The sequence below is a fragment of the Vulcanococcus limneticus LL genome (assembly GCF_002252705.1).
Taxonomy (GTDB): Bacteria; Cyanobacteriota; Cyanobacteriia; order PCC-6307; family Cyanobiaceae; genus Vulcanococcus; species Vulcanococcus limneticus.
Genome location: NZ_NQLA01000041.1, coordinates 1 through 25,356, shown reverse-complemented (window position 1 = coordinate 25,356; position 25,356 = coordinate 1). Strand labels below are relative to the sequence as shown.

At 68.4% G+C, this 25,356-nt stretch carries 26 protein-coding genes, 1 tRNA gene and 1 pseudogene; 18 read left to right on the top strand and 10 right to left on the bottom strand.

What is annotated here, in order from left to right:
• Window positions 1–260 precede the first annotated feature (260 nt).
• From CJZ98_RS13720 to CJZ98_RS13705, 4 genes are all read left to right on the top strand, one after another.
• Entirely contained in the window at window positions 261–524 is a 264-nt protein-coding gene (locus CJZ98_RS13720) for a hypothetical protein (RefSeq protein ID WP_198537800.1), read from the top strand.
• Between the two features lie 10 nt (window positions 525–534).
• Window positions 535–1,263, top strand: a complete 729-nt coding sequence (locus CJZ98_RS13715; RefSeq protein WP_390625531.1) for an ABC transporter ATP-binding protein — start codon at window positions 535–537, stop codon at window positions 1,261–1,263.
• 73 nt (window positions 1,264–1,336) lie between these two features.
• A tRNA-Asn gene (locus tag CJZ98_RS13710) sits at window positions 1,337–1,408 on the top strand.
• Window positions 1,409–1,788: 380 nt separating this feature from the next.
• The gene (locus CJZ98_RS13705) at window positions 1,789–2,577 is read left to right on the top strand and encodes a response regulator transcription factor (protein ID WP_094591693.1); all 789 of its coding nucleotides are present in this window, start codon (window positions 1,789–1,791) and stop codon (window positions 2,575–2,577) included.
• Window positions 2,578–2,589: 12 nt separating this feature from the next.
• Here CJZ98_RS13705 and CJZ98_RS13700 read toward each other — a convergent pair whose 3' ends face one another.
• From CJZ98_RS13700 to CJZ98_RS13690, 3 genes are read right to left on the bottom strand one after another with little or no spacing between them, the layout of a single operon-like run.
• On the bottom strand, window positions 2,590–3,582 hold the full coding sequence (locus CJZ98_RS13700) for a DNA polymerase III subunit delta' (protein ID WP_094591692.1): 993 nt from the start codon (window positions 3,580–3,582) through the stop codon (window positions 2,590–2,592).
• Window positions 3,575–4,228, bottom strand: a complete 654-nt coding sequence (tmk, locus tag CJZ98_RS13695; protein WP_255082612.1) for a dTMP kinase — start codon at window positions 4,226–4,228, stop codon at window positions 3,575–3,577. Before tmk ends, CJZ98_RS13700 begins: the two co-directional genes overlap by 8 nt.
• 4 nt (window positions 4,229–4,232) lie before the next feature.
• Window positions 4,233–6,620 carry a heavy metal translocating P-type ATPase gene (locus CJZ98_RS13690; RefSeq protein ID WP_332835051.1) on the bottom strand — a complete coding sequence of 796 codons (2,388 nt, stop codon included), beginning with the start codon at window positions 6,618–6,620 and terminating at the stop codon, window positions 4,233–4,235.
• 243 nt (window positions 6,621–6,863) lie between these two features.
• Between CJZ98_RS13690 and CJZ98_RS13685 the strand changes: the two genes are divergently transcribed.
• A complete protein-coding gene (locus CJZ98_RS13685; protein ID WP_094591690.1) occupies window positions 6,864–7,385 on the top strand; it encodes a photosystem I assembly protein Ycf3 in 522 nt (173 codons plus the stop codon).
• 87 nt (window positions 7,386–7,472) lie between these two features.
• Here CJZ98_RS13685 and radA read toward each other — a convergent pair whose 3' ends face one another.
• The gene (gene radA, locus CJZ98_RS13680) at window positions 7,473–8,957 is read right to left on the bottom strand and encodes a DNA repair protein RadA (protein ID WP_094591689.1); all 1,485 of its coding nucleotides are present in this window, start codon (window positions 8,955–8,957) and stop codon (window positions 7,473–7,475) included.
• A gap of 98 nt (window positions 8,958–9,055) precedes the next feature.
• On the opposite strand from radA, the gene rpaB reads away from it, so the two are divergent.
• The 5 genes from rpaB to CJZ98_RS13655 all read left to right on the top strand — a co-directional run bounded on the left by rpaB (window position 9,056) and on the right by CJZ98_RS13655 (window position 14,043).
• Window positions 9,056–9,802, top strand: a complete 747-nt coding sequence (gene rpaB, locus CJZ98_RS13675) for a response regulator transcription factor RpaB (protein WP_094591688.1) — start codon at window positions 9,056–9,058, stop codon at window positions 9,800–9,802.
• Window positions 9,783–11,186, top strand: a complete 1,404-nt coding sequence (gene plsX / locus CJZ98_RS13670; RefSeq protein WP_094591687.1) for a phosphate acyltransferase PlsX — start codon at window positions 9,783–9,785, stop codon at window positions 11,184–11,186. Before rpaB ends, plsX begins: the two co-directional genes overlap by 20 nt.
• A 112-nt stretch (window positions 11,187–11,298) precedes the next feature.
• Entirely contained in the window at window positions 11,299–12,291 is a 993-nt protein-coding gene (locus CJZ98_RS13665; RefSeq protein ID WP_094591697.1) for a beta-ketoacyl-ACP synthase III, read from the top strand.
• 55 nt (window positions 12,292–12,346) lie between these two features.
• Entirely contained in the window at window positions 12,347–13,237 is an 891-nt protein-coding gene (gene fabD, locus CJZ98_RS13660) for an ACP S-malonyltransferase (protein ID WP_094591686.1), read from the top strand.
• Window positions 13,238–13,305: 68 nt separating this feature from the next.
• Window positions 13,306–14,043, top strand: coding sequence for a lysophospholipid acyltransferase family protein (locus CJZ98_RS13655; protein WP_390625532.1), 738 nt, complete (start codon window positions 13,306–13,308; stop codon window positions 14,041–14,043).
• On the opposite strand, the gene CJZ98_RS13650 is transcribed toward CJZ98_RS13655, so the two are convergent.
• The 3 genes from CJZ98_RS13650 to CJZ98_RS13640 form a co-directional block, all read right to left on the bottom strand.
• Window positions 13,985–14,641 carry a YdcF family protein gene (locus tag CJZ98_RS13650; RefSeq protein ID WP_094591685.1) on the bottom strand — a complete coding sequence of 219 codons (657 nt, stop codon included), beginning with the start codon at window positions 14,639–14,641 and terminating at the stop codon, window positions 13,985–13,987. The genes CJZ98_RS13655 and CJZ98_RS13650 overlap by 59 nt on opposite strands.
• Before the next feature lie 101 nt (window positions 14,642–14,742).
• Entirely contained in the window at window positions 14,743–15,387 is a 645-nt protein-coding gene (gene tsaB / locus CJZ98_RS13645; RefSeq protein WP_094591684.1) for a tRNA (adenosine(37)-N6)-threonylcarbamoyltransferase complex dimerization subunit type 1 TsaB, read from the bottom strand.
• Window positions 15,384–15,635, bottom strand: a complete 252-nt coding sequence (locus CJZ98_RS13640; RefSeq protein WP_094591683.1) for a Ycf34 family protein — start codon at window positions 15,633–15,635, stop codon at window positions 15,384–15,386. The genes tsaB and CJZ98_RS13640 overlap by 4 nt, the downstream gene beginning before the upstream one ends.
• Window positions 15,636–15,663: 28 nt before the next feature.
• Here CJZ98_RS13640 and CJZ98_RS13635 point away from each other — a divergent pair, with 28 nt between their 5' ends.
• Both CJZ98_RS13635 and CJZ98_RS13630 read left to right on the top strand, forming a co-directional pair.
• The gene (locus tag CJZ98_RS13635) at window positions 15,664–16,932 is read left to right on the top strand and encodes a tRNA nucleotidyltransferase/poly(A) polymerase family protein (protein WP_232756478.1); all 1,269 of its coding nucleotides are present in this window, start codon (window positions 15,664–15,666) and stop codon (window positions 16,930–16,932) included.
• 252 nt (window positions 16,933–17,184) lie between these two features.
• Window positions 17,185–17,613: an RNA recognition motif domain-containing protein gene (locus tag CJZ98_RS13630; protein ID WP_094591681.1), complete on the top strand. Its 429-nt coding sequence runs from the start codon at window positions 17,185–17,187 to the stop codon at window positions 17,611–17,613.
• Between the two features lie 123 nt (window positions 17,614–17,736).
• Here CJZ98_RS13630 and CJZ98_RS13625 read toward each other — a convergent pair whose 3' ends face one another.
• Together CJZ98_RS13625 and CJZ98_RS13620 are read right to left on the bottom strand one after the other, a co-directional pair.
• On the bottom strand, window positions 17,737–17,913 hold the full coding sequence (locus tag CJZ98_RS13625) for a hypothetical protein (RefSeq protein ID WP_198537798.1): 177 nt from the start codon (window positions 17,911–17,913) through the stop codon (window positions 17,737–17,739).
• A gap of 33 nt (window positions 17,914–17,946) precedes the next feature.
• Complete coding sequence (locus tag CJZ98_RS13620) at window positions 17,947–18,465, bottom strand: cyclic nucleotide-binding domain-containing protein (RefSeq protein ID WP_094591679.1); 519 nt, start codon at window positions 18,463–18,465, stop codon at window positions 17,947–17,949.
• A gap of 73 nt (window positions 18,466–18,538) precedes the next feature.
• Here CJZ98_RS13620 and CJZ98_RS13615 point away from each other — a divergent pair, with 73 nt between their 5' ends.
• The 5 genes from CJZ98_RS13615 to CJZ98_RS13595 all read left to right on the top strand — a co-directional run bounded on the left by CJZ98_RS13615 (window position 18,539) and on the right by CJZ98_RS13595 (window position 23,776).
• Window positions 18,539–19,456: a DevB secretion protein gene (locus CJZ98_RS13615; RefSeq protein WP_094591678.1), complete on the top strand. Its 918-nt coding sequence runs from the start codon at window positions 18,539–18,541 to the stop codon at window positions 19,454–19,456.
• Window positions 19,453–20,649, top strand: coding sequence for an ABC transporter permease DevC (gene devC, locus CJZ98_RS13610; protein WP_094591677.1), 1,197 nt, complete (start codon window positions 19,453–19,455; stop codon window positions 20,647–20,649). Before CJZ98_RS13615 ends, devC begins: the two co-directional genes overlap by 4 nt.
• A 3-nt stretch (window positions 20,650–20,652) precedes the next feature.
• Window positions 20,653–21,375: an ATP-binding cassette domain-containing protein gene (locus CJZ98_RS13605; RefSeq protein WP_094591676.1), complete on the top strand. Its 723-nt coding sequence runs from the start codon at window positions 20,653–20,655 to the stop codon at window positions 21,373–21,375.
• On the top strand, window positions 21,372–22,319 hold the full coding sequence (locus tag CJZ98_RS13600; RefSeq protein ID WP_094591675.1) for an alpha/beta fold hydrolase: 948 nt from the start codon (window positions 21,372–21,374) through the stop codon (window positions 22,317–22,319). The genes CJZ98_RS13605 and CJZ98_RS13600 overlap by 4 nt, the downstream gene beginning before the upstream one ends.
• Window positions 22,320–22,477: 158 nt before the next feature.
• On the top strand, window positions 22,478–23,776 hold the full coding sequence (locus CJZ98_RS13595; protein ID WP_198537796.1) for an MFS transporter: 1,299 nt from the start codon (window positions 22,478–22,480) through the stop codon (window positions 23,774–23,776).
• Window positions 23,777–23,844: 68 nt separating this feature from the next.
• Here CJZ98_RS13595 and CJZ98_RS13590 read toward each other — a convergent pair whose 3' ends face one another.
• On the bottom strand, window positions 23,845–24,843 hold the full coding sequence (locus CJZ98_RS13590; protein WP_094591673.1) for an aromatic ring-hydroxylating dioxygenase subunit alpha: 999 nt from the start codon (window positions 24,841–24,843) through the stop codon (window positions 23,845–23,847).
• A 400-nt stretch (window positions 24,844–25,243) separates the two neighbouring features.
• Between CJZ98_RS13590 and CJZ98_RS13585 the strand changes: the two are divergent.
• A pseudogene (locus tag CJZ98_RS13585) lies at window positions 25,244–25,356 on the top strand (IS5/IS1182 family transposase); the annotation flags it as partial.

Here is a 25,356-nt window from a genome sequence, read left to right as displayed (position 1 = left end):
CCGACAAAAACGAAGCGGTCGCGCTTGAGCCAGTCATCGAGGACGTCGAACCATCCCCGCTGTGGCGCGCGCCCTACAGCGATCGTCATGAGAGCGGCTTCATGAAGCGTTACAGGGCTAATGGTACGGGGAACCGGGGGTCCGTGGCGGGTGGGCCGGCATAGAAACCGATCATGGCCCCGCAAATGAGTAAAAGCACTCAGGAGCCCAGCTCGCCTGGGCCATTCGCCAGAGTGGGGGCTGGCCGCAAGTCCCTGCCCGTGTACGTCGTCGAGCTCTCGCTCAAGCTCAGCCCCATGCCGGTTGCCGTGCAGCGCAAGGAGCTGACGGATGCCCAGGCCCTCTACGGCCAGGTGAAGCAGGCCCTGGAGACCGGCACCCCGCGGGTGCTGGAACTCAGCTGCGAGAAGGAGGAGGACAAGCGCATCAGCCTGCTGAGCAGCGAGGTGGTGGCTGTCCAGATCTATGAGAAGTCGGCAATGGGCGCCGGCAGCAAGCGGCCGGGCTTCTCCTTCGAGGGCTGAGCTGCCCCCCTTGACCCTGACCCCACCCCTTCCCCAATCCAGCGGCCCAGCCCTGGCCGAACCGCCGCTGGTGGTGGACCAGCTGGGCTTTGCCTGGCCCTCGGGCCAGCGGGCCCTCAACCACTGCAGCCTCACGATCCCGCGGCCCGGCCTGTGGATGCTCGTGGGGGGCAACGGCAGCGGCAAGAGCACCCTGCTGCGGCTGATCGCCGGGCTTCTAGAGCCCGCCCGGGGCCGCATCCACAGCCCCCTCAAGTCGGCCCTGGTGTTCCAGAACCCCGATCACCAGCTGCTGCTGCCCAGCAGCGGCAGCGACATCCAGCTCTCGCTGCCCCCAGGACTGGACGCCGCCGGGCGCCAGCAGGAGGTGGCCCGCGCCCTGGAGCTGGTTGGCCTGGCTGGCTTCGAGGGGCGACCGATCCATACCCTCAGCGGCGGCCAGAAGCAGCGGCTGGCGATCGCGGGCGCTCTGGCGAGTCGGGCCCGTCTGCTGCTGCTGGATGAGCCCACCGCCCTGCTGGACCCGGACAGCCAGCGGGACCTGCTGCTGCTGATCCGCCAGCTCTGCAGCCAGGGCGAAGCGCCGATCACGGCCCTGTGGATCACCCACCGCCTCGACGAATTGCGGTGGTGCGATGGCGCCGCCCTCGTGGAGCGGGGCAGCGCCGGCCCCTGGCAGGCAGGGGAGGTCCTGGGCAGGCGGCTGGCCCCCTTGCCCAGGGGCGGGGCTGAGGGGTAAGGTCTTCAGGTCCCAGTCAGGGACCCCGTTCCCGGAAACCGGCTCCCCAGGGGCTCGTTGTTTAGGAACCCATTCCTCGGTAGCTCAGCGGTAGAGCGATCGACTGTTAATCGATTGGTCGCAGGTTCGAATCCCGCCCGGGGAGTTCTTCTCCAACCCCAGCCCAACGGCTGGGGTTTTTTCATGGCTGCAGCATGGCGCTGGCCTGAGGGCCCGAAGCCTGGGCACAGCCGGGGCGAAGGCGGGAGACGCCCGCGGCCCCAGCGCCAGCCAGCTGGCACCAACTTTGCCGATTTACAAGATCCTGATCCAAAGAAAACCTGAAGATTGACGAGCCAAACGGGGCGCGTCATTGGCCCAAAGCCCTCTGGGTGCAGGGCATCTGGCCGATCGTGATGGAATGCGGCCAGCGGCCTGGCGGTGCACATCCGCGCACCCGCGAGGAGAATGCCTACATGAAGCGTGGCCGGGGCCGCGGCCACATCCAGTCCAGAGCCGCACCCGCGGCGCCTTGCCGTAGCTGCCATGAAACCCTGCATCCTGCTGATCGAAGACGACAGCGACATGCGCGAGCTGGTCGCCGGCCACCTGGAGCACAGCGGCTTTGACGTGCAGCGCGCCGACGACGGGGTCAAGGGGCAGGCCCTGGCCATGCAGACGATCCCGGATCTGATCCTGCTGGACCTGATGCTGCCGAAGGTGGATGGCCTCACCCTCTGCCAGCGCCTGCGCCGCGACGAGCGCACCGCCCGCATCCCGATCCTGATGCTCACCGCCCTGGGCAGCACCAAGGACAAGGTGAGCGGCTTCAATTCCGGCGCCGACGACTACCTGGCCAAGCCCTTCGACCTTGAGGAGCTGCAGGTGCGCATCAAGGCCCTGCTGCGGCGCTCCGAGCGGGCCCCGCTCTCGACCAAGCACAACGAGATCCTCAGCTACGGGCCGCTGACCCTGGTGCCGGAGCGGTTCGAGGCCTTCTGGTTCGACGAACCGGTGCGCCTCACCCACCTGGAATTCGAACTGCTGCACTGCCTGCTGCAGCGCCATGGCCAGACCGTGGCCCCCTCGTTGATCCTCAAGGAGGTGTGGGGCTACGAGCCCGACGACGATATCGAGACAATCCGGGTGCATGTGCGCCACCTGCGCACCAAGCTGGAGCCCGATCCGCGCAAACCCCGCTTCATCAAGACCGTCTACGGCGCCGGCTACTGCCTGGAACTGCCCAGCGGCGGGCATCTGGACGAGCTGGCCGCGACGATCCGCGAGGCGAGGCGGCAGCGCCAATCCCCTGGCGGCAGCCCCCAGGCCGCCTGAGCCCATGCCATCTCAGCCGGCCGACACCGCGCCGCTGAGCTCCAGCAGGGCCACCTCCCAGGCCAGCCGCGGCTGCACATAGGCCCGAAGCTGGCGACGCAGCGTTTCCAGGCGGTGCTGCTGGGCGGGAATGTGGTGGCGACGCCACAGCCGCAGCTGCCACCAATCCAGCAACCAGAGCTGCTGCTCGCCATCGAGCGCTTCGCTCAAGTCCCTGGCCAGGGCCAGGGCCTCCACCGGGCTCGCCGTCAGGCCCGAGAGCCGCTCCGCCAGGCCCGCCGGCAGGGCCTGCCATTGCTGGCGATGCCGCAGCAGGGCCCCGGGCGAACCGGCGGCCAGCTCCCGCAGCTCGGGCGGTTCAGGGCCGGTGGCGGGCGCTGGTTCCAGGCCTGGAGCCTGGGCCGCATGGGGTGGGAGGCCGGCGAGCACCCTCTGCAGCAGCTCGGGCTGCAGCCGCGCGAAGGGCACCTGCTGGCAGCGGGAGCGAATTGTGCTCAGCAGCCGATCCGGGGCGGCGCTGAGCAGCACCAGCAGTCCGTCGCCGGGTTCTTCCAGTGTCTTGAGCAGGGCGTTGGCCGCCCCCTCCGCCATTGCCTCCACCGCTTCAATCACCACCAGGCAGCGGCTGGCCTCCAGGGGCCGGCGCCCCAGAAACTGGGACACGCCCCGCACCTGCTCCAGGCGCAGCTGGGGCGGCGCCCGCCGGCTCACGCCGGCCTCCACGGCCTGGGAGGCCGGAACCAGCTGGCCCTTATCCGAGTAGGTGGGCTCGACCCAGAGCAGATCCGGATGGTTGCCCTCCTCCAGGCGGCGCCGCACGGCCATGGAGCCTTCCGGCCCAGCGATCACCCCCTCCAGGAAGCGACGCGCCGCCAGGCTGCGGCCCACACCGTCGGGGCCGCTGAACAGATAGGCCGGTGCCAGACGCCCCTGGACCAGGGCCGCCCTTAACAGGGCCGTGGCCGGCGTCTGTCCCACCAGGCCGGCGAACAGGTCCTCAGCCACGGGCGGCGAACTCCCGCAGCAGGGCCTCGATCGCGGCACTGACCTGCTGCGGCGACTGGCCCCCGTCCAGGCGCTGCCAGCCCCGCTCGGCCGCCAGGGCCGCAAAGCCGCCGCAGACCCGCGCCAGGAACGCCTCGCCACTGGCCTCGATGCGATCCGCCTCCCGGTATCCCCGGCGCCGCAGTGACTCGGCCAGGGGCAGCTCCAGCCAGAGCGTCAGATCGGGCGCCAGTCCGCCGGTGGCAATCCGCTCCAGCTGGTCGATCAGCTGCAGCGACAGGCCGCGCCCGTAGCCCTGGTAGGCGGCGGTGGAGCCGGCGAAGCGATCGCTCAGCACCCAGTGGCCGGCCGCCAGGGCCGGCTGGATGCGCTGCTGCACGTGCTGGGCCCGATCGGCGGCATAGAGCAGAAGCTCGGCGCAGCTGCCGGGGGCCGCCTCGCCGGGGGGGTGCAACAGCAGCTGGCGCAGGGCCTGGCCCAGGGGGGTGCCGCCGGGTTCGCGGGTCACGATCAGCTCGGCGCCGGCGGGCAACAGGCCACTGGCGGGCAGCCAGCGGCGCAGATGCTCCAGCTGGGTGGTCTTGCCGCAGCCATCGATGCCCTCCAGCACAAGGAACCGGCCCCGGTGCGGCTGGGCCGCTAGCAAGGGCTCAGCCGCCACGGCGCGCTCCCACCGACGGCCCCCCCTGCAAGAGCAGGGCATTGCCCACCACTGTGATCGAACTGAGGGCCATGAGCAGGGCCGCCAGCGGCGGCGACAGAAGCACCCCGAAGCCTGGCAGCAGCACCCCCGCCGCGATCGGCAGCACCACCAGGTTGTAGCCGAAGGCCCAGGCCAGGTTCTGGCGCACCTTGGCCATGGTGCGGCGCGCCAGCCGCAGGGCCTCGGCCAGGCCCTCCAGCCGATCGCCCAGCACCACCAGATCGGCGCTGTCCATCGCGATCTGGGTGCCGGTGCCCACAGCGATGCCCAGGTCGGCCGCGGCCAGGGCCGGCGCGTCGTTGATGCCATCGCCCACCATCGCCACGGGGCCCTGGTGGCGGGCCGCAAGGATCCGCTCCAGCTTCTGCTCGGGCATCAGCTCCCAGGCCAGGGCGGCAGGGTTGAGCCCCAGCTCGAGCCCGAGCCGCTCCACGGCCCCGCGACGATCGCCGCTGAGCACCCCCAGCTCCAATCCCATCGCCTCCAGGGCCCGCAGGCTGGCGGCGGCATCGGGGCGGGCCTGGTCCTGCAGGGCGATCAGACCGAGCAGCTGCGGGCCATCGGCCACCGCCAGCAGGCTGGCACCGGCCTCTTCCTGGCCGGCGATCCAGGCCTGATCGGCTGGGGTGAGGGGCGAGGCGCCGGAGGCAGCCTGCACCCACTCCGGCCGCCCCACCCAGCAGGAGCCTCCACCCGCCAGACGACCAGCCACACCCTGCCCCCCCAGCGCGGTGACCTCCTGCAGCGGCAGCGGCGCCAGGTCCCGCCGCTGGGCCTCCTGGAGCACGGCGAAGGCGAGGGGATGGCGACTGCTCGCCTCCAGGCTGGCGGCCAGTTGCAGCAGCCGCGCCTCAGCGGCGGGGCCCGCAGGGCCGGAGCCGCCGTCCTCCACCAGCGCGATCGCGGTCACGAGTGGGCGGCCCAGGGTGAGGGTGCCGGTCTTGTCGAAGAGCACACGGCGCAGCTCCGCCGCCGTCTCGATCGCCGCGCCACCGCGGAACAGCAGCCCGGCGCGGGCCGCGCGACCGGTGCCCACGGTGATCGCCGTGGGGGTCGCCAGGCCCAGTGCACAGGGGCAAGCCACCACCAGCACGGCGATACTGAGCTGCAGGGCCAGGGCCAGCGGCGTCTCAGCGCCCATGCCCAGGCTGCGGTGCCCCCCGTGCAGATGGACCGAGGGACCCGCCATCAGCACCTGGGGCCAGAGCCTGGTCCCCCACTGCCACCAGAACAGGAAGGTGGCCGCGGCCAGCGCCAGCACCAGCGGCGTGAAGCGACCGGCCATCCGGTCCGCCAGGCCCTGGATCGGCGCCTTGCGGGCCTGGGCCTGCTCCACGAGGCGGATGATCCGCGCCACCGCGCTCTGGGAGCCAGGCCGCAGCACCTCCAGCTCCAGACGGGCCTCCAGATTGAGGCTGCCGGCGGCCAGCTCGCTGCCGGGGGTGGCCTGCAGGGGCAGGGGTTCGCCGGTGAGGCTGGACACATCCACCGCCGATTCCCCGGCCAGCACCCGGCCATCCACCGGCACGCGATCGCCCGGCAACAGCCGCAGCCGATCCCCCGGTCGCAGGGCTCCGACCCGCACCGGCCGGGGCTCACCCTCCCCCAGCAGCAGCAGGGCCGTATCGGGCTGGAGCGCCGCCAGCTCCTCCAGGGCCCGGCCGGTGCGGAAGCGGGCCCGCTCCTCCAGGAAGCGGCCCAGCAGCACGAAGCCCAGCAGCATCACCGGCTCGTTGAAAAAGCACTGCCAGCCCACCGCCGGCCAGAGGAAGGCCACCAGGCTGGCCAGGTAGGCACTGGCCATGCCCAGGCCCACGAGGGTGTCCATGCCGGGCATGCCGGCCAGGGCCGCCTGCCAGCCACCCCGCAGGATCGGCCGACCGGGCCCCGCCAGGGCCGCGGTGGCCAGCAAGGCATGGAGACGGATGTCCGCCAGCCAGGGCTGGGGCAAGCTGCCCGCCTCCGCCAGATGGCCGGCCGCCGAGAGCAGCAGCAGCAGCAGGGCCACCAGCAGCTGGCGCCACTGCTGCCACCAGCTGCGCTGCTGCCGCTGCCGCAGCCGCTCCCGCACGGGGTCATCGCCGTCGCGGCGGCGGGCCGTGAAACCCACGGTCGCCAGGGCGTCCACCAGGGCGAGGGCGGGATCGACACTGGCCTCCCCGGCCGCCAGCCGATCCGGCGCCAGCAGGGAGGGATCGAGGCCCACCCAGGCGGTGCGGGTGAGCAGGTTCACGCTGGCCTGGCGCACCCCGGGTTGGGCCAACAAGCGCTGCTCCACAGCCCGCACGCAACCGCCGCACTTCATCCCGTCCACCTCCAGCAGCAGCGGCGCCACGGGCCCCGACGCCGGGTTGGCCGCCTCAGGCAGCGCGGCCGGGGGCTGGCCGGATTCGGGCGCGGCTGGAGTGACGGATGGGGTGGGGGAACCGGGGATGGAGTTGGAGATGGAGTCGGTGGCGGCCTCGATGGCGGGCGGCACGCGCGGGCGGCGGGCCCCCCACGCTAGGGACTGCGAACGGCCTGGCCCCCGGCCGGCGGGCACAGGTGAGGATGGGCCCACGCCGATCCGAACCCGCCCGTGCCCCGCTCGCAGCGCAACGACAACTTCATCGACAAGAGCTTCACGGTGATGGCCGACCTGATCGTGAAGCTGCTGCCGATCGATCCCAAGGCCAAGGAGGCCTACGTCTATTACCGCGATGGCCTCTCGGCCCAGAACGACGGCGACTACGCCGAGGCCCTGGACAACTACGAGGAGGCCCTGCGGCTGGAAGAGAACAAGGTGGACCGGGGCGAGATCCTCAAGAACATGGCGATCATCTACATGAGCAATGGCGAGGAGGAGAAGTCGCTCGACTACTACCGCCAATCCCTGGAGGAGAACCCAAACTCCCCCTCCTGCCTCAAGAACATGGGGCTGATCTACGAGAAGTGGGGCAGGCTGGCGGTGGAACAGGGCAACCAGGACGAGGCCGACCGCTGGTTCGACCAGGCCGCCGACACCTGGACCAAGGCCGTGCGCCTCTACCCCGGCGGCTACCTGGATATCGAGAACTGGCTGAAGTCCTCGGGCCGCTCGAACGTGGATGTGTATTTCTGAGGCCCTGAGCCGCTGCGAGGGGAACCGTCGCGAGATGACCCGCCGCGATATAAACCGCGGCCATGGCACCGGCTCCGGGCTCCCGTCCTAGGCCCGATCATCGGCCGGGTTGACCCCCAGGGCCGCCACCAGGGCCTCGGCCACGCCGCCCGCCTCCAGCAGCTGGAGGTCCAGCCCTGCGGCCAGGCGCGCCAGGCCGCTGCCCTTGGGCACCACCGCCCGCGTGAAGCCCAGGCGGGCCGCCTCCTGCAGCCGCAGCTCCAGCTGCCCCACGGGCCGCAGCTGGCCGCCCAGGCCCAGCTCGCCGATCAGCACCGTGCCCGGCGGCAGGGTCAGATCGCGGTAGCTGGCCACCACCGCCGCAGCCACCCCCAGGTCCGCCGCAGGCTCCTCCACCTCCAGGCCGCCCGCCACCGCCAGATAGCAGTCGAAGCGCGAGAGCGGCAGGCCCAGGTGCTTCTCCAGCACCGCCAGGATCTGGTGCAGACGGTTGGTGCCGATACCCGTGGCCGTGCGACGCGGACTGGCGTAGCTGGTGGTGCTCACCAGGGCCTGCAGCTCCACCACCAGGGGCCGGGTTCCCTCGCAGGCCACGATCGTGGCGGTGCCGGCGCTGGGCTCCTCGCTGCCCAGGAACAGCTCACTGGGGTTGCTCACCTCCGCCAGGCCCCGGCCGCGCATCTCGAACACCCCCAGCTCATGGGTGGCACCGAAGCGGTTCTTCACTGCCCGCAGCAGCCGGTGGCTGGCGAAGCGGTCGCCCTCGAAGGTGAGCACCGCGTCCACCAGGTGCTCGAGCACCTTGGGGCCCGCCAGCATCCCCTCCTTGGTCACATGGCCCACCAGCAGCAGGGCCGTGTCCTGGCGCTTGGCGATGCGGGCCAGGGCGGCGGCGCACTCGCGCACCTGGGCCACCGAACCCGGGGCGCTGCTGAGCTCGCCGTCGTGCAGGGCCTGGATGCTGTCGATCACGGCCACCGCCGGCCTCAGGGCCTCCAGCTCCTGCAGCACAAGCTCCAGGTCGGTTTCGGCCAGAAGCTGCAGGCCAGCAGACTCCGGCGCCTCAGCCCGCACCTGGGCCCGCGGCGCCGGGGCCTCGCCGCCCATCTCGCCCTCCACCTCACTGGCCCCCTCCGCCAGCCGGCGCCAGCGCAGCTTCACCTGCTGGGCCGACTCCTCCGCACTCACGTAGAGCACCGAGCAGCGGGTGGCCATCGCCTCGGCGCTCTGCAGCAGCAGCGTGCTCTTGCCGATGCCGGGATCGCCCCCCAGCAGCACCAGGGAGCCAGGCACCAGGCCGCCGCCGAGCACCCGGTCCAGTTCGCCATAGCCACTGCCCAGGCGCTGCAGGGGCCGCTCGCCCACCGCCGCGATCGGCTCGGAGCGGCGGGGCTGCCGGGGACTCGCAGCACTGGCGTCCGCCGCCACCGGACGGCGCCGGCGCGTGTCGCTGGCGGGGGCCGTCTGCTCCACCAGACTGTTCCAGGCGCCGCAGCTGGAGCACCGGCCGAAGAACTGGCGGGTCTGGGCGCCGCAGCTCTGGCAGACGTAGGTGGTGGTGGGACGGGCCAAGAAGGTGTATGAAGAATGGTGGCTCTAGGTGAACCTGGGGGCCCCGGGACCCTGTTCAGTAGGGCGATCGAGTTAACCCGTCCGAACCGACAGGCGCAATGACGGCCACGTCCCCCGCGAAGGAAACCATCCTGGTCGTCGATGACGAGGCCAGCATCCGCCGCATCCTCGAGACCCGGCTCTCGATGATCGGCTATCAGGTGGTCACGGCCTGCGATGGGCTGGAGGCGATCGAGACCTTCCGCCGCACCAGCCCCGATCTGGTGGTGCTCGACGTGATGATGCCCAAGCTCGACGGCTACGGCGTCTGCCAGGAGCTCCGCAAGGAATCGGACGTGCCGATCGTGATGCTCACGGCCCTGGGCGATGTGGCCGACCGCATCACCGGCCTGGAGCTCGGCGCCGACGACTACGTGGTGAAGCCGTTCAGCCCCAAGGAGCTGGAGGCCCGCATCCGCTGCGTGCTGCGCCGGGTCGACAAGGAGCAGAGCGCCGGCATCCCCAACTCGGGCGTGATCCAGGTGGGCGACCTGCGCATCGACACCAACAAGCGTCAGGTCTACCGGGGCGACGAGCGCATCCGCCTCACCGGCATGGAGTTCAGCCTGCTGGAGCTGCTGGTGGGTCGCAGCGGCGAGCCCTTCAGCCGCGGCGAGATCCTCAAGGAGGTGTGGGGCTACACCCCCGAGCGCCACGTGGACACCCGGGTGGTGGACGTCCACATCTCGCGGCTGCGCTCCAAACTGGAGGATGATCCCGCCAATCCCGAGCTGATCCTCACGGCCCGCGGCACGGGATACCTGTTCCAGCGCATCGTCGAAGCCGTTGCCCCCGAAGCCAACTGACGCCACGCCCGATCCCAGCGGCCGCAGCGCCCGACGCGCGCGTCCCCGGGCGATCCGCCGCCTGGTGATCTGGTATCGCCGAAACGCGGCGGTCACCAGCCTGGTGGACACCGCCAGCAGCGCCGGCCAGGCCGCTGGCTCCGTGGCGGGCAGTGTGGCCGGCAGCGTGATCTCCACCGCGGGCTCGGTGGCCGGCGCCGCCGCCAGCACCGCCGGGGCCGCCGCCAGCACCGCCGGCTCGGTGGCCAACACGGTGCTGCAACCCCTCGTGTTCGACCCGCTGCGGCGCCTGCAGCAGGGCCCCGGCCAGGACGACGTGCTGGCCATCGACGACAGCCAGCGCCTGTGGGTAGCGGTGGACGGCATGGGCGGCGACCACGCCCCCGGCCCGATCCTGGAGGGCTGCCTGCAGGCGGTGGAGCAGCTGCCGCTGCGCATCCGCTTCGTGGCCGAGACCGGGCCGCTGGAGGCCGCCGTGGCCGAGCTGGGACTGGGCCAGGAGCTGGCGGCCGCCACCGGCGCGGGCCTGATCGAGCTGGTGCCCAGCGGCCCCTCGGTGACCATGGACGACGAGGCCACGGCGGTGCGCCGCAAGCGCGACGCCAGCATCAACATGGCCATGGACCTGGTGAAGCACGGCCAGGCCACCGCCGTGTACTCGGCCGGCAACTCCGGCGCCGTGATGGCCTCGGCGATCTTCCGCCTGGGCCGGCTCAAGGGCATCGATCGCCCCGCCATCGGTGCCCTGTTCCCCACCAAGGACCCGGCCCAGCAGGTGCTGGTGTTGGATGTGGGCGCCAACATGGACTGCAAGCCCGAGTGGCTGCACCAGTTCGCCCTGCTGGGCAACATCTACAGCCGCGACGTGCTGCAGGTGCCGCGCCCCCGCATCGGCCTGGTGAACATCGGCGAGGAGGAGTGCAAGGGCAACGACCTCTGCCTGAAGACCTACCCGCTGCTGGCGGAGGAGCCGCGCTTCGTGTTCGCCGGCAACTGCGAGGGCCGCGACATTCTCTCCGGCGACTTCGACGTGGTGGTCTGCGACGGCTACACGGGCAACGTCCTGCTCAAATTCCTGGAATCGGTGGGCAGCGTGCTGCTTGACGTGCTGCGGGCCGAACTGCCCCGGGGCCGCCGCGGCAAGGTGGGCTCCGCCTTCCTGCGCAGCAACCTGGTCCGGATCAAGAAGCGCCTCGACCACGCCGAGCACGGCGGGGCGCTGCTGCTGGGGGTCGACGGGGTCTGCGTGATCGGCCACGGCAGCAGCAAGGCCCTGGCGGTGATGAGCGCCCTGCGGCTGGCCCACTCCGCCGCCAGCCACCGCGTCATGGACGACCTGCACCGTCTCGGAGACAGCGCGGAGGCCGCCGTTGCCTGTGGTTGACTGAGCCCAAACTGAGGGCTCGATGGTGTCGCTCGGCGCAGGCAAGGCCACGGTCACGGGGTTGGCGGCGGCCCCGGAACTGGCTCTACCCCGCGGCCAGGCCCTGGGCGGCATGGCCTTGGTGGGCTCCGGCAGCGCAGTACCGGCCGTGAGCCTCAGCAATCAGCGCCTCAGCGAGCGGGTCGACACCAACGATGAGTGGATCCGGACCCGCACCGGCATTGCAGCGCGGCGGGTCTCGGCACCCGATGAGCCCCTCACCGTCCTCGCCACCCGGGCCGCCCAGGCCGCCCTCGATCACGCGGGCTGGAGCCCCGAGGATCTCGACCTGATCCTGCTGGCCACCTCCAGCCCCGACGACCTGTTCGGCACCGCGCCGCGCATCCAGGCCGCCCTGGGGGCCCGCAACGCCGTGGCCTTCGACCTCACGGCGGCCTGCAGCGGCTTCCTGTTCGCCCTGATCACCGCCGGCCAGTACCTGGCCACCGGCACCATGGGCCGGGCACTGGTGATCGGCGCCGACCAGCTGAGCCGCTGGGTCGACTGGGACGACCGCAGCACCTGCGTGCTGTTCGGCGACGGAGCCGGCGCCGTGGCGGTGCAGGCCTGCCCGGCGGCCGAGGGCGGCCTGCTGGGCTTCCGCATGCGCTCCGACGGCAGCCGCAACGGCTGCCTCACCCTGGCCCAGAGCGACACCCACCGCGAATTGCTGGCCGGCGTCAGCGCCCAGGTGGGCGGCTTCGCGCCGATCCGGATGAACGGCCAGGAGGTCTACAAATTCGCCGTGCGGGAAGTGCCGGCGATCCTCAAGGAGCTGCTGGAGGCCACCGGCACCCCCGCCGACCAACTGGACTGGCTGCTGCTGCACCAGGCCAACCAGCGCATCCTCGACGCGGTGGCCGAGCGCTTCGCCATTCCGCAACAGCGGGTGCTCAGCAACCTGGCCAGCTACGGCAACACCTCCGCCGCCACAATCCCGCTGATGCTCGATGAGGCCGTCAAGGACGGCCGCGTCCAGCCGGGCCACCTGCTGGCCAGCAGCGGCTTCGGCGCCGGCCTGAGCTGGGGCGGGGCCCTGCTGCGCTGGAGTGGGCCGCAGGCCTGAAGCGTCGCCCGCGGGGCTGAGCCCTAATCTCCTGCCCACAGTGCAACTGGCGCGCATGGGCATCGCCTGGGTGTTTCCCGGACAGGGGTCGCAGAAGGTCGGCATGGCCGCCGGCGTGCTGGAGCTGCCGGGGGCGGTGGAGCGCTTCGCCGCCGCCTCCGAGCTACTGGGCCGCGACCTGGGGGCCATCTGTGCCGGCGAGGCCACGGGCGAGCTGAGCGACCTCAACGACACCCGCAACACCCAGCCAGCCCTGTTCGTGCTGGAGAGCCTGCTGGTGGATGGCCTCAGGGCCCAGGGCCGCTCGGCCGATCTGGTGGCAGGCCACAGCCTGGGCGAACTGGTGGCCCTCTATGCCGCCGGCGTGTTCGACGCGGCCACCGGCCTGCGGCTGATCAAGATCCGCAGTGAGCTGATGGCCGGCGCCGGCGGTGGCGCCATGACCGCCGTGATGGGCTTCGATCGGGGCGAGCTCGACGCCCTGGTGACCGCCACCGAGGGAGTGGTGGTCGCCAATGACAACAGCAGCGCCCAGGTGGTGCTCTCCGGCAGCCCGGAAGCGGTGGCCAAGGTGAGCAGCGCCCTGACGTGCAAGCGCGCCATCCCCCTGGCGGTGAGCGGCGCCTTCCACTCCCCCTTCATGGCCGAGGCAGCCGAGGCCTTTGCCGCCGAGCTGGAGGCCGTGCCCTTCGCCGACGCCGCTATCCCGGTGCTGAGCAACACGGATCCCAGCCCCGAAACCAGCGGCGAGGCCCTCAAGGCCCGGCTGCGCCGCCAGATGACCAGCGGTGTGCGCTGGCGCGAGACCATGGAGCGCCTCAGCGCCGACGGCATCGACACCGCCGTGGAGATCGGCCCGGGCGCCGTGCTGAGCGGCCTGATCAAGCGCAGCTGCGCCGGCATCAGCACCGCCCAGATCGGCGGCGCGGCCGACCTGGGCCTGTGAGCGGCTCCGAGCAGGGTCCCCCGGTCAACCCGCGTCCGGGGAGCCGTCCGGTGAATGTGGTGAAGCGGGTGCTGCGGCGCCGGCGCCGCAAGAGCGAGCCGCCAGCCCTGCTCAGCACCCCCAAGCCGAGCCTCACCTACCGGCTGATCAGCTACCTGCTGGTGTTCCCCGTGTATCGGCTGCTGTTCCGCGGCCGCACCGCCGGCAACGCCAACGTGCCGATGGAGGGGGCCCTGGTGGTGGTGGCCAACCACGGCTCGCACCTGGATCCGCCACTGCTGGGCCATGCCCTGGGCCGGCCGGTGGCCTTCATGGCCAAGGCCGAGCTGTTCAAGGTGCCGATCCTGGGGCCCATCATCCGGGCCTGCGGCGCCTACCCCGTGTCGCGGGGGGCCAGCGATCGCGAGGCGATCCGCATCGCCACCGACCGGCTGGAGGAGGGCTGGGCCACCGGCGTGTTCATCGATGGCAGCCGCCAGGCCGACGGCCGCGTCAATGGCCCCCAGGCCGGTGCCGCCCTGCTGGCAGCCCGGGCCGGCGTGCCGCTGCTGCCGGTGGCGATCATCAACAGCCACCGGGCCCTGGGACCCGGCCAGAGCAAGCCCCGGCTGGTACCGGTGCACATCCGCATCGGCACGCCGATCCCGCCACCGGCCTCGCGCCGTCGCGCCGATCTCGATGCCGCCACCGCCGCCTGCCAGGAGCAGATCAACGCTCTGCTGGACCAGGGACTGATTCGCGGCCCACTCAGGAACGCGGCGCTGGCTCCAGCAGCGGAGCGAACCGCCTTGCCGCCCAGTCCTTAACGTCGCGGCCGCTCAGCACCCAGAGGGCGGCCCTGGCGCCATCGCCCCACACCTTGCGGCGCCCCTCCGAATGGCACTGGTCGCCGCAGGGCACCGCCACCGGGGTGAGCTGGATGCCGCGGCTGCCGGCCACGATCCGCCCCACCAGCAGGGCCCGCTCCATGTGGTCGCTACTGGTGACCAGCAGCACGTGGCGCACCTTGGCCCGCTTGAGCTCATCCACCACTGAGGTGAAGTTGGTGAGGGTGTCGTGGGCGCGGTAGTCGAGCTGGACGCGGCCGGCTCCTAGCCCCTGCTGGCCGAACTGCCAGGTGGCGTACTCGGGGTTGCTGCCGCCGCTCACCAGCAGCGGCAGTCCGTCGCGGCGGGCCAGTTCGCCGGCGGCCCGCTCGCGCGCCACATCACCCCCGAGCACGAGGATCAGCTGGGGCCTGGGCGGGGTGGGGAGCAGCAGCCCCCGCGACAGCCAGAGCAGTCCGCCGGCCGCCAGCAGCACCAGCAGCCAGCGGCGACCCCCGCCGCGGTGTCGCCTGGGCCGGGCGCGGCGGGGGCGGCTCGGTGGTCCGGTCTGGCCCTCGGCGGCGGCGGAACCGGGCATCGCCCCAGCCCCCGGCCCTGGCGGGATCCGGCCAGCCGCCGTGGGCTGGCGCCCAGCCCGTAGCCGCCGGGAGGCCTGACCCTGGGAGCGGGACCGCGCCATCACGGCCCCTCCACCGGGCTGGTGGGGTAGAGCGGCAGCACCGGCTGCCAGGGCCCAGGCAGCTGCTGGAGCGCCGCCAGCTGACCGAGGGCCAGCAACTGGACGGCATCGGCCTCGGGTTCCACAAGGGCCTGGGCCCAGGGCCCCTCTGGCAGGACCTCGCCCGGGCGGTAGAGGCGTGGCTCCTCCAGCTCGACCACGCCGCCGAGGGCAGCGGCGTCAGGCCCGTAGGCGCCGGCCACCACGCCGCGGCGTGGCAGCTCCTGGCTCAGCCAGAAGCGCTCGGCCCCGGCCAGGGGCCCGCCCGGTGCTGCCAGCCGGCGGGCGATCAGCAGAAAGCTGCTGAAGCCGTGCAGGGGGATCGCCAGCTGCTGGGCCAGGGTGCGGGCCAGCACCAGCGTCAGCCGGGTGCCGGTGAAGCCGCCGGGGCCGGTGGCCACGACCAGCCGGCCGAGCTGGGACCACTGCTCCGCCGGCAGCAGCTGCTCGACGCAGGGCAGCAGGTCATTGGAGAGGCGCCGGCCCAGGGGAAAACTGGCGAGGTGGGCCGGTTCGCGCTCGGCGCCAACCGCCAAGCGCTGCAGCCCCACCGCCAGCGTCTCGCTGGAGCTGTGCAGGGCCAGCAGCCAGGGCGAGGCGCTCATGCCGGCACGGCCAGGCCGGGGCGGAGCCGCTGCCAGCGGCCGGGATCGGCCTGGAAGCTGGCGCAGGCGCGCACGTCCCACTCCACGCCCACCTGGCCGCCGGGCAGATCGCGCACCTGCACGTGGATGCGGGGCTGGCTGGGCGCGAAGCCGGGGTCCGCGTTGAGGTGGGGCGCTCCGTGCTGGCGCTCGACCGCGTGATAGGCCTGGCAGTCCCCCACCCAGTGGCAGTCCACGCAGATGCACATGTCAGCGTCCGGCGCGGGTGATCCCATTGTGACGGGCGCGCCAACCCGCCAGCTCTGGCAGCGGCTAGAGCCCGAGCGCTGGCCCCTGCCCCTGGAGGCCCTGCCGGCCGACGCGGCCCTGGTGGGTGGCGCCGTCCGCGACGGCCTGCTGGATCGGCTGGGACCGAAGCCCGACCTGGACCTGGTGGTGAGCGGCGATGCCATCGCGCTCTGCCGGGCCCTGGCCCGCCGCCACGGCGGCAGCGCGGTGGTGCTCGACGCCGAGCGCTGCATGGCGCGGCTGGTGATCCGGGGCTGGAGCCTGGACCTGGCCCGCCAGGAGGGCGCCAGCCTGGAGGCGGACCTGGGCCGGCGCGACTACACCGTGAACGCGATCGCCCTGCCGCTGCGGCCAGGGGCGGCGCTGGTCGACCCCAGCGGCGGCCTGGAGCACCTGCGGCAGCGGCGGCTGGTGGCCGTGAGCGAGGCCAACCTGCTGGCCGACCCGCTACGGCTCCTCCGGGGGGTGCGGCTGGCTGCCCAGCTCGGCTTTGGCCTCGATCCCAGCAGCGAGGCCTGGATCCGGCGGCACCATGGCCGGCTGCCGGAGGTCGCACCCGAGCGAGTGCTGGCGGAACTGGAGAAGCTGGCGGCCGCGCCCCTGGGGCACCGCGGGCTGGCCCAGGCCGTGGCCACCGGCCTGCTCGGCCCCTGGAGCGCCGCAGCTGCTGGGCCCGCCGCCAGCGGTGATCTGGCCCTGCTGGAGCGCCTCGGCCCGGAGCGGGTCGCCGCGGCCGGCCTGACGGAGGCCGAAGCGGCCGAGGCTCTGCCCCTGGCCCGCCTGGCCGCCCTGTTCGACGCGGAGGCCCTGGAGCGGCTGCGCAGCAGCCGCAAGCTGCAGCAGCGGGCCGGCCGGCTGCGGAGCTGGCGGCAGCGGCTGGAGGAGGGCCAACCCGAAGAGGTCAGCGCCGTCATCGCCGCCCTGCCGGAGGCGGAGCGGCTGCAACTGCAACGCCAGCTCGAAGCGGACCTGCCGGCCCTGCTGCTGGCCTGGCCGGCTGGGCTGGCCCAGGCCTGGCTGGGCCGCTGGCGCGATCCGGACGATCGCCTGTTCCATCCCCGGCCACCGCTGGATGGGCGCCGCCTGCAGCAGGCCTGCGGCCTGGCCCCCTCGCCCCTGCTGGGGGAGCTGATGGAGCGCCTGCTGCTGGAGCAGGCCTTTGGCCGTGTGCACGGCGCCGAGGCCGCCCTCCGCTGGGCCCGCCACTGGCTCGAGTGCCGGCCTGAGGCTGGCGGGAGGACACCCCGCCGTGATTAACTTCACTGGCAAAGTCGTTTTCAACGACCTGAATCGCGCCAGTTAGGGCTTCGCTGCAGTCCCAATCACCGTTCCAATCCCGCCCGAGAGCGACTTGAGCGCGCCTCCGGAGCTTGCGGAACGCCGATGAGGACAAGAACGTCAGGCTCGCCGATCGCGGGCCAGAGCCAGCCGATGCCGGGTCCAGGCCCGTGCCATCAGCCAGCGACCCCGGCCAGCACAGCTCCCCACCTCCTTCCCTCTCCCGATCCCATGAGCGTTCGTCTGTACGTCGGCAACCTGCCGCAGAGCTTCGAAGCCACCGAACTCGAGGCCCTGTTCTCCTCTGTGGGTGAAGGCATCCGCTTCAAGGCCGTCCAGGACCGGGAGACCGGCGCCGGCCGTGGCTTCGGCTTCGCCAACGTGGACGACGAGAAGGTCGCCGATGCGGTGATCGAGCAGCTGAACGGCCGCGAGTTCGGCGGCAACAGCCTGCGCATCGAGCGCTCCGAGCGCCGTGACGCGCGGCCGACCGGCGGCGACCGCCGCCCCGGTGGCGCCCCCACCAGCCAGGTGGCCCGCAAGGCCGTCAACAAGGTGGTGCACAGCGACACCGTGCAGGAAGATGCCCCCGACCCCCGCTGGGCCGGCGAACTCGCCAAGCTCAAGGCCCTGCTGGCCGACCAGAAGGCGACGGTCTGAACCGGATCCCATCCGGGAGCGGGAGCCGAATGGTCTCGGCACCCTGACCCCGGACGCCGAGACCATTCGCACCACCCAGGGCCGGCATGGCTGGCCCTGGGTGGTGTTTTCTGTCGGGATCTCTCAGGGCAGCAGCGCCGCCAAGGCAATCACCCCCACGAAGATGCCCAGAAAGAGGAAGCCCATCTTGGTCATCTTCGACTCATGGTCTTTCATGCCCTTATCCACCGACCTCATCAGGTCGCTGCGGAACGCCTCGAAAGCGGCGTTCTTCTCTTCAGGTGAAGGGTCTTGGTGCATGGCGATCACTCAACGCGAGAGAGAACTGCGGACTCAGCCGCGGTGGAAGAACCAGTAGGAGCCGACAGCCAGGGCCACCATCAGCACGATCGGCACACCGATGGCCGCCATGCCGTTGTGGCTTTTCACCACCCGGGATTCATGGGCCACCACGGCCTCGCGGATGCTGAGCTGCATCTCCTCCCGCAGACGGGCCAGTTCCGATTCCAGCGACTCCTCGCTGAAGAGTTCCCGCAGCCGCTCAAAGCTGCTCTTACCCAGGATCAGGCTCTTCTCGGGATGGGTGTAGAGAATATCCATCAGCTCCTCCCGCTCGATCTGCATCAGATCGCTGACCGCCACCACCCGGGCGTTGGTGGTACGGCTGCGACCATCAATCACCTCCACCTCGCCGAAGACGTGACCGGGGCCATGGGACTGCTCCACCCCCTCACCCGTCTCCGGATACGGGGTGGTGAGTTCCACCTTTCCCGAGCGGACCACGTAGATGCTGGTGCTGGGGTCATCCACCTTGTAGACGTACTCACCAGCCTGCAGGGTGACGCGGCGCATCCCAGATGGAGATTGTGATGGGGCGGATGCTAACGCCAGGCACAGCCTAAAATCCGCCCACCCGCAAACCTCCATGGCCGCCACGAGCCCGCACCGGGGGGTTCCTCGGTTGCAGCGCTACCGCCCTTGGCTCATCGGCGCCCTGCTCGGCGGTATGGCTGTGCTGGGCTGGACCCTCTCCCGCCCCAAACCGGCACCCAGCCCGAAAGCCCCTCTGGTGCAGCAGGTCACGGCGCTGGGGCGGCTCACCCCGGAGGGAGGCCTGGTGAAGCTGGCCGTTCCCGCCGGCACATCCGGTGGCAGTGAAGTCGTGGATCGCTGGTTCGTGGGGGAGGGAGCCCCGATCAGCAAGGGACAGCTTCTCGCTCGCCTGAGCAGCTACGGGCAGCTCAAGGCGATGCTGGACCAGGCGGAGTCGAACCTGGCGTCCACCAGGGCGCTGCTGCCCTTCCTGGAGATCAGCAAGAGCCGCGGCAGTGAGCTCTATGCCGCCGGCGCCATCTCCGAGGAGGAGCTGGCCAAGGCCTCCGCCAGCATCATCACCAAGCGAGCTGACATCGTCGGAGCCCGGGCCGCCGTGGTCAAGGCACGTCAGCAGCTCAATGCCGCCGAGATCCGGTCCCCCCTTGACGGCAACCTGATCCGCATCTACAGCTGGCCTGGGATGAAGGAAACGGATCAGGGCCTGGCGCTGATCGGCCGTACCGACCGCATGCAGGTCTGGGCGCAGGTCTTCCAGAGCGATGTCCCAAAGCTACGCCTCGGCCAGGGAGCCACGGTGCAGCCCGAGAGCGGAGGCTTCACCGGCAGCCTGCGGGCTGACCTGGAATCGATCATCGGTGTGGTGTCCGACCGGGACCTGTTCGCCACCAATGCCAACAACGACGTGAACGCCCGGGTGGTGCTGGTGAAGCTCAACCTGGCTCCTGCGGATCGTCAGCGGGTGGCCCGCCTGAGCAGTCTCAACGTCACCGTGCGGTTCGACCCATGAGCGGGCTCCGGCGCCTGCTGGGCCGCCTCAACCTGGCCGACCTGCCCCTCGCCTGGCTGCAGCTGAAGCGGCAGCCCATCCGTTATCTGGTGGCAGTGACCGGCATCGGCTTTGCAGCCCTGCTGATGTACATGCAGCTGGGCTTTCAATCGGGGCTTCTCAACAGCGCCACCACCTTTTATGAGGCCCTTGGTGCCGATCTGATCCTGATCAGCCCGGCCACGCTGAACAGCGGCAACTTCCAGCAGTTTCCCCAGTCCCTGCTCTACAACGCCCTCGGTGTGGAAGGGGTGAGGCAGGCCATTCCACTTTACGTGGCCAATGTGAATGTGCAGAAGCTGAAGGGAGTGAAACCTACAAGCCTGCGCCTGATCGGCTACGACCCCGATAGCCAGGTACTGAATCTGCCCGATGTACTAGCCCAGTCAGATCTCCTCAAGACGCCCAACTACGTGTTGTTCGACACACTGGGCAACCGCAACACCGGACCCATCGCCGCAGCCGTACAACGCAAAGGCGACCAGGTGCTGATTCTCTCCGATTTCTCCAAGACCTTCCGGGTGATGGGGCTGTTCCGGTTGGGCTCCACCTTCGCAGCCGACAGCAACCTCATCAGCAGCGACACCACCGCCATCCAGCTGGCATACCGCCAGATCAATGAGGGCGAGATCTCGATGGGGTTGATTCGTCTTGGCTCCGGGGCGAGCTCTGCCCGTGTCCAGCGCTTCCTGCAGCGCCAGTACGGCTCGGAACTGCAAGTGCTCACCAAGGACGAGCTCATTGCCCAGGAGCGCGATTACTGGAATACAGCCTCTTCCTTCGGGGTGATCTTTGGCTTTGGCACCATCATGGGCCTACTCGTCGGCGGCGTGGTGGTCTACCAGGTGCTCTACACCGACGTAAGCGACCACCTCAAAGAATACGCCACCCTCAAGGCAATGGGATTTGCCGATCGCTTCATTCTGATCATCGTCATTCAGGAGGCTTTTCTACTGGGAATTTCCTCCTTCATCCCCGCCACCATCATCAGCACAGGGATGTATGCCTTCCTCACTGCCGCCTCCGGCATTCGGATCGAAATGACCTCCGACAAAACCGCCTTGGTCGGCGCCCTGACCCTCGGGGTTTGTGCAGCCTCTTCAGCGATTGCGATTCGACGGCTGAAGGATGCGGACCCGGCTTCGGTCTTCTAAACCATGCAGGACACAGACAACACAAGAACCTCAGTCATCTGCACCTCAGATCTTCGTCACAGCTACGGCGAAGGCGAACTCAGGAGCGAAATCCTGCACGGCCTCAACTTCGAGGTTCACGCTGGGGAAGTCACCCTGCTGGTTGGTCCATCCGGCAGCGGTAAAAGCACATTATTGACCCTCATCGGTGCACTGCGCTCCGTTGAGGAAGGCTCCCTGAGGGTGATGGGACAAGAGCTTCGCGGAGCCGACGAGGCCTCAAGAGTGGCCATCCGCCGCCGCATTGGCTTCATCTTCCAGAGTCACAACCTCGTGGCCTCCCTGACGGTGCTTCAGAACGTGCAGCTGCTCCTTCAACTGAAGGAGCCGGATCCAAAAGCCCGCGTGGAGAAAGCCTGCAATCTGCTCGAAGCCGTTGGTCTCAGCCACCGGCTTCACCACTACCCGGAAGAACTGTCGGGTGGTCAGCGCCAGCGTGTCGCGATTGCCCGGGCTTTGGCCCCTGAACCTGAACTGATCCTTGCCGATGAACCGACGGCATCACTGGACAGCCAGTCCGGGCAGGACGTTGTTGAACTGCTCGGAGACCTGTGCCGCCGAAGGCGCAGCGCGGTTCTCCTGGTCACCCATGACCTACGCCTGCTCAAGGATGCTGACCGGATCTGGCGCATTGAGGATGGCCGCGTCAACCCCTGGCAACCTGATCTCGCCACAACCTCCCCATGACCGACTCCATCTATCCCCTGAACTGGCAACGGCGCTGGTCATGGCAGGGCCATTCCGTCGCTTACATCGTCGGTCCCCAGCAAGACCGTGTAGAGCCTCCTGGTCCCAGCCCTGTCGTGCTCATCCACGGGTTTGGGGCCTGCAAGGAACACTGGCGCCACAACGTCCCACCCCTGCTAGGCGAACGGGCTGTCTTCGCCATCGATCTGCTCGGCTTCGGTGAGAGTGACAAACCACGCTCGAGACTGGAGGGCGAACCCGAAGAAGCGGGAAGCTGCCGCTACTGCATCGACCTCTGGGCCGATCAAGTGGTCGCCTTTGTTGACGAGGTCGTGCAAGGCCCTGTCCAGCTGGTGGGCAACTCGATCGGTGGTGTGGTGGCCCTGGCGGCCGCCCGCCAGCTGGAACAACTGGGGCAGTCCGTCGGCGGCGTCGTCCTCATCGACTGCGCGCAGCGCGCCCTGGATGACAAGCGCCTGGCGGAACAGCCACCGCTGCGCCGCTGGGGCAGACCCCTGCTCAAGTCACTCGTCCGCCAACGCTGGCTCACCGGCGGATTATTCCACCAACTGAGCAAAGCCAGCATCATCCGCAAGGTGCTTGAACAGGCCTATCCCACAAGACAGAACATTGACGACCAGCTCGTACAGCTTCTGCTTCAACCCGCACAACAGCCTGGCGCCAGTGAAGCCTTCCGCGGCTTCATCAACCTTTTCAACGACCGCATCGCCCCTGAACTCCTGGCAGACCTCAGGACACCGGTTCGGATGATCTGGGGTCAAAGTGATCCCTGGGAGCCGATCTCCGAAGCCCGGCGTTGGAGCACATTCGCCTGCGTGCAGGAGCTGGTGGAGCTGCCCCGTCTGGGGCACTGTCCCCACGATGAAGCCCCTGATCAGGTGAACCCCCACCTGCTGGAGGCGCTCCGACAGGGCGATCGCTGAGATCCAGGTCAGCCCGGTATCGCGCATCACGAGTCCTTCGCCGGAGAGCGGGTGCCGGCGACGGACTGGGCGTGCCCAGGAGCCGGATCAACGGCTGGCCATTCACATCACACGCCCGAACCACAACCTCCCGATGAGCAGCAATCGCCCCGAGCCGATTGAGCCTTATCCCCGGAGATCGAGAAGGAGAATCCAGGGGCCAGATGCGGCGGGAAGCAGGTCTAGCCATAGAATGGGCCAAACAGGCCTCAGCAGTGCTCAAAAAGATCACAAACCCACTCGGGGTCGTCTTTTTTACCTTATTGCTCGACAAGATCGGCGAGAATATTATATTTCCGATACTGCCGTTTGTGCTCGCTTCGTACAACCCGAATGCCCTGACAATTGGCCTCACCGCATCTGTCTCAACCTTTTTTGCCACGCTTGCGTCTCCCGTCACGGGAGCCCTTGCAGACAATTCCGGCAGGAGACCGATTATTCTCGCCTGCATTGGCCTCAACGCAGGAGCACTCCTGATTTTTGGTTGGGCAAATTCACTGGCCCTGATTCTTGTCTCCAGGGCAATAACAGGGATTGCAATGTCAAGCAATGGGGCACTACAAGCCTACATCACCGATATTTCGACAATCAGCAATCGCGCTAGAAATCTAGGATTAATCGGAGCGGCCTTTGGGTTGGGATCCATTTTCGGCCCTGCCCTTGGAGGCGTCCTCGTTGGATTCGGCCCAAAAGTGCCTATCTTTGCAACGGCAGGCCTGACAATCTATAACTTGATCACAGCCATTCTTTTTCTCAAAGAGACCAAGCCACAGGCCCAGCAGACGAAAGTGGAGCTTGGCCGAATCAAACTCATCCAGCCAGTGATTGAGCTGCTCAAAACACCCATCATCAACAGAGTGGCCATCGGCTTCAGCGCCTATAGCTTTGCATTCTCAGCCTTTGTGAGCTTGCTGGTCTTAGCGCTCAAAGACCTCTTTGGATGGACTTCAAGCCAGACAAGTGGATTGTTTGTTCTGCTGGGGCTGACGCTTACCGTCGCTCAGATCGGCTTTACCGGCAAAGCCGTCAACAAAGTTGGCGAACACGCAGCAAACCGCTTCGGGATGATAGCGACAGCCTTTGCACTAGTATTGATCCCTACTGCATCTTTATTGAAGCCATTGAGTGCAACCCTGATCGTAGTTTCGGCAATGCTACTTGCGATTGGCGCTTCGTTTGTGCAACCAACATCGCGTAGCCTGATTTCGGGCCTCACTCCCAGCGAAAAACAAGGGGTAGTTCTCGGCAGCCTTGCTTCTCTCACAAATCTTGCCAACTGCGCAGGTCCCATCGTGGCAGGCGTGATTTACGACAAGACACCCAGCGGCAGCTTCATAACCCAGGCCGCAGTGATTCTGGTTGGGGCCTACCTACTCGGCTCAAAACCGAAGCAGGAATCTACAGGTAGCCCAGCCTGAGTGACTTGCATCGATACAAAATCGGGAAAACGGCACTACCTCTGAAAACCAGAGTAACCGATGCATCTTCAGTGCTCCTTGTTCACGGAAAGCAGCGCCACCATCTTCTTCCGATAGGCAAGGATGAGCCTGTCAGAAGCCAGAAGCAGCTCACGCTGCCCCAGATCCCAAGTCAGTCCTTTGTCTTGGGTCTCCACAACAGAGCGATCCTCGTGATAGGTATGTATGGTATCTTTAATAAACTGACGATCAGCAAAAGGCTGCCTAACAAAGTTTCGGACTTCAATCCACTTGGTGAGGGTGCGAGTTGAACTAAGGGGTATATTACTTGCCACGTATATAAACCGGTATCCATTCATATTAAAATGGACGTCCAGCCTGTTCAGACTGGGGAGATAGCAAGTCATCCAAGAGGTAGAGTGCTCTATCTTCCTTCTGATGGCCAGCTTGAAGAGGCCCGTCCGCTTGGGCGGCTTAGTGTTCACAAAACAGGAGACCGAGCGATCAGTCTCAATGACTTCCAAAGGATGAATCGCCGCTTCGTCACGATTAGCGAAGAATGTCTTGTGGACAAAGGGGGCATGAGATGTGTCAAGAGTCGCCTCCACAACGCGACTGAAATTTGCATCCCACTCATACTGACCTTCAACGGCCCGCCACCCCGGATCTCCAAATTCAGGAAAATCCGGGATCAAACCAGGATCGGCCCTTTCGGCCACCCCAGGAAACAGCCAGATAAATCCAGATTTTTCATAGGCAGGCAACGTCTTGAGCCTGGCAAGAGTCGGTATTGGTGTTCCTGGCTGATCAACAGGCACATGAACACAGTGTCCATCGGCATTGAAGCTGAATCCATGGTATGGGCAGTGCAAGCACCCCGATTCAACCCATCCATTCTTAAAGCTTGCGCTGCGATGAGGGCAACGATCAAAGGCAGCCCTGGGCAAGCCTTGCTCATCACGGAAAAGGATATACCTTTGATCCAAGAGAGTGACCTGGCGGGGAGAAGATCGCAGCGAAGAAGCATGGTCTACCGCATACCAAAAGTCATGCAGCCCCTCATCCATGGGAAATAGTCAGTTGACTGAATCCTACCCCAACTGCCATGGATACAACAGCAGCAGAGCCCATGGCGCGCCACGGAGATCAGATCCAGCACTGCTGTCACGGGGGGCGCCCAGGGGCCGCCCCAGGATCAAGGGCCGTGACCACCAGCACGGGTCCATCACCGTCCAAAAGGAATCCGCCGGTCGATCTGGTGTGATCCTCAGGCCGCTGTGTCGGCGGGCCAAGTCCCATGGGGCCAGCAGCAAAGACCAGCCCAGGGCGATCCTGGTGCAGCCGGAACTGTCCATGGAGCTGGACGCACCAATGGTCAGGCAAGGAACACCCTGGAATCCCCTGTTCCTAGGAGGCTGCTGAAAAACCAACCGATCCGCGGGAGAATGGCCCAACGGCACTGAACGGATGCGCGGCCAGCAGCAGCGGACCGGTCCCCTGTTCTCCTACGTCTCCACCGAGGAGCGGATCCCCAGGGCCCATCCCCTGCGGCAGGTGCGGCGGCTGGCGGATCAGGCGTT

Coding starts and splice junctions, on each gene's coding strand:
- CJZ98_RS13705 (WP_094591693.1), top strand. CDS start 1,789: ATGAAACCCTGCATCCTGCTGATCGAAGACGACAGCGACATGCGCGAG.
- rpaB (WP_094591688.1), top strand. CDS start 9,056: ATGACGGCCACGTCCCCCGCGAAGGAAACCATCCTGGTCGTCGATGAC.
- CJZ98_RS13665 (WP_094591697.1), top strand. CDS start 11,299: ATGGCCTTGGTGGGCTCCGGCAGCGCAGTACCGGCCGTGAGCCTCAGC.
- fabD (WP_094591686.1), top strand. CDS start 12,347: ATGGGCATCGCCTGGGTGTTTCCCGGACAGGGGTCGCAGAAGGTCGGC.
- CJZ98_RS13650 (WP_094591685.1), bottom strand. CDS start 14,641: ATGCCCGGTTCCGCCGCCGCCGAGGGCCAGACCGGACCACCGAGCCGC.
- tsaB (WP_094591684.1), bottom strand. CDS start 15,387: ATGAGCGCCTCGCCCTGGCTGCTGGCCCTGCACAGCTCCAGCGAGACG.
- CJZ98_RS13640 (WP_094591683.1), bottom strand. CDS start 15,635: ATGTGCATCTGCGTGGACTGCCACTGGGTGGGGGACTGCCAGGCCTAT.
- CJZ98_RS13630 (WP_094591681.1), top strand. CDS start 17,185: ATGAGCGTTCGTCTGTACGTCGGCAACCTGCCGCAGAGCTTCGAAGCC.
- CJZ98_RS13625 (WP_198537798.1), bottom strand. CDS start 17,913: ATGCACCAAGACCCTTCACCTGAAGAGAAGAACGCCGCTTTCGAGGCG.
- CJZ98_RS13620 (WP_094591679.1), bottom strand. CDS start 18,465: ATGCGCCGCGTCACCCTGCAGGCTGGTGAGTACGTCTACAAGGTGGAT.
- CJZ98_RS13615 (WP_094591678.1), top strand. CDS start 18,539: ATGGCCGCCACGAGCCCGCACCGGGGGGTTCCTCGGTTGCAGCGCTAC.
- devC (WP_094591677.1), top strand. CDS start 19,453: ATGAGCGGGCTCCGGCGCCTGCTGGGCCGCCTCAACCTGGCCGACCTG.
- CJZ98_RS13605 (WP_094591676.1), top strand. CDS start 20,653: ATGCAGGACACAGACAACACAAGAACCTCAGTCATCTGCACCTCAGAT.
- CJZ98_RS13600 (WP_094591675.1), top strand. CDS start 21,372: ATGACCGACTCCATCTATCCCCTGAACTGGCAACGGCGCTGGTCATGG.
- CJZ98_RS13590 (WP_094591673.1), bottom strand. CDS start 24,843: ATGGATGAGGGGCTGCATGACTTTTGGTATGCGGTAGACCATGCTTCT.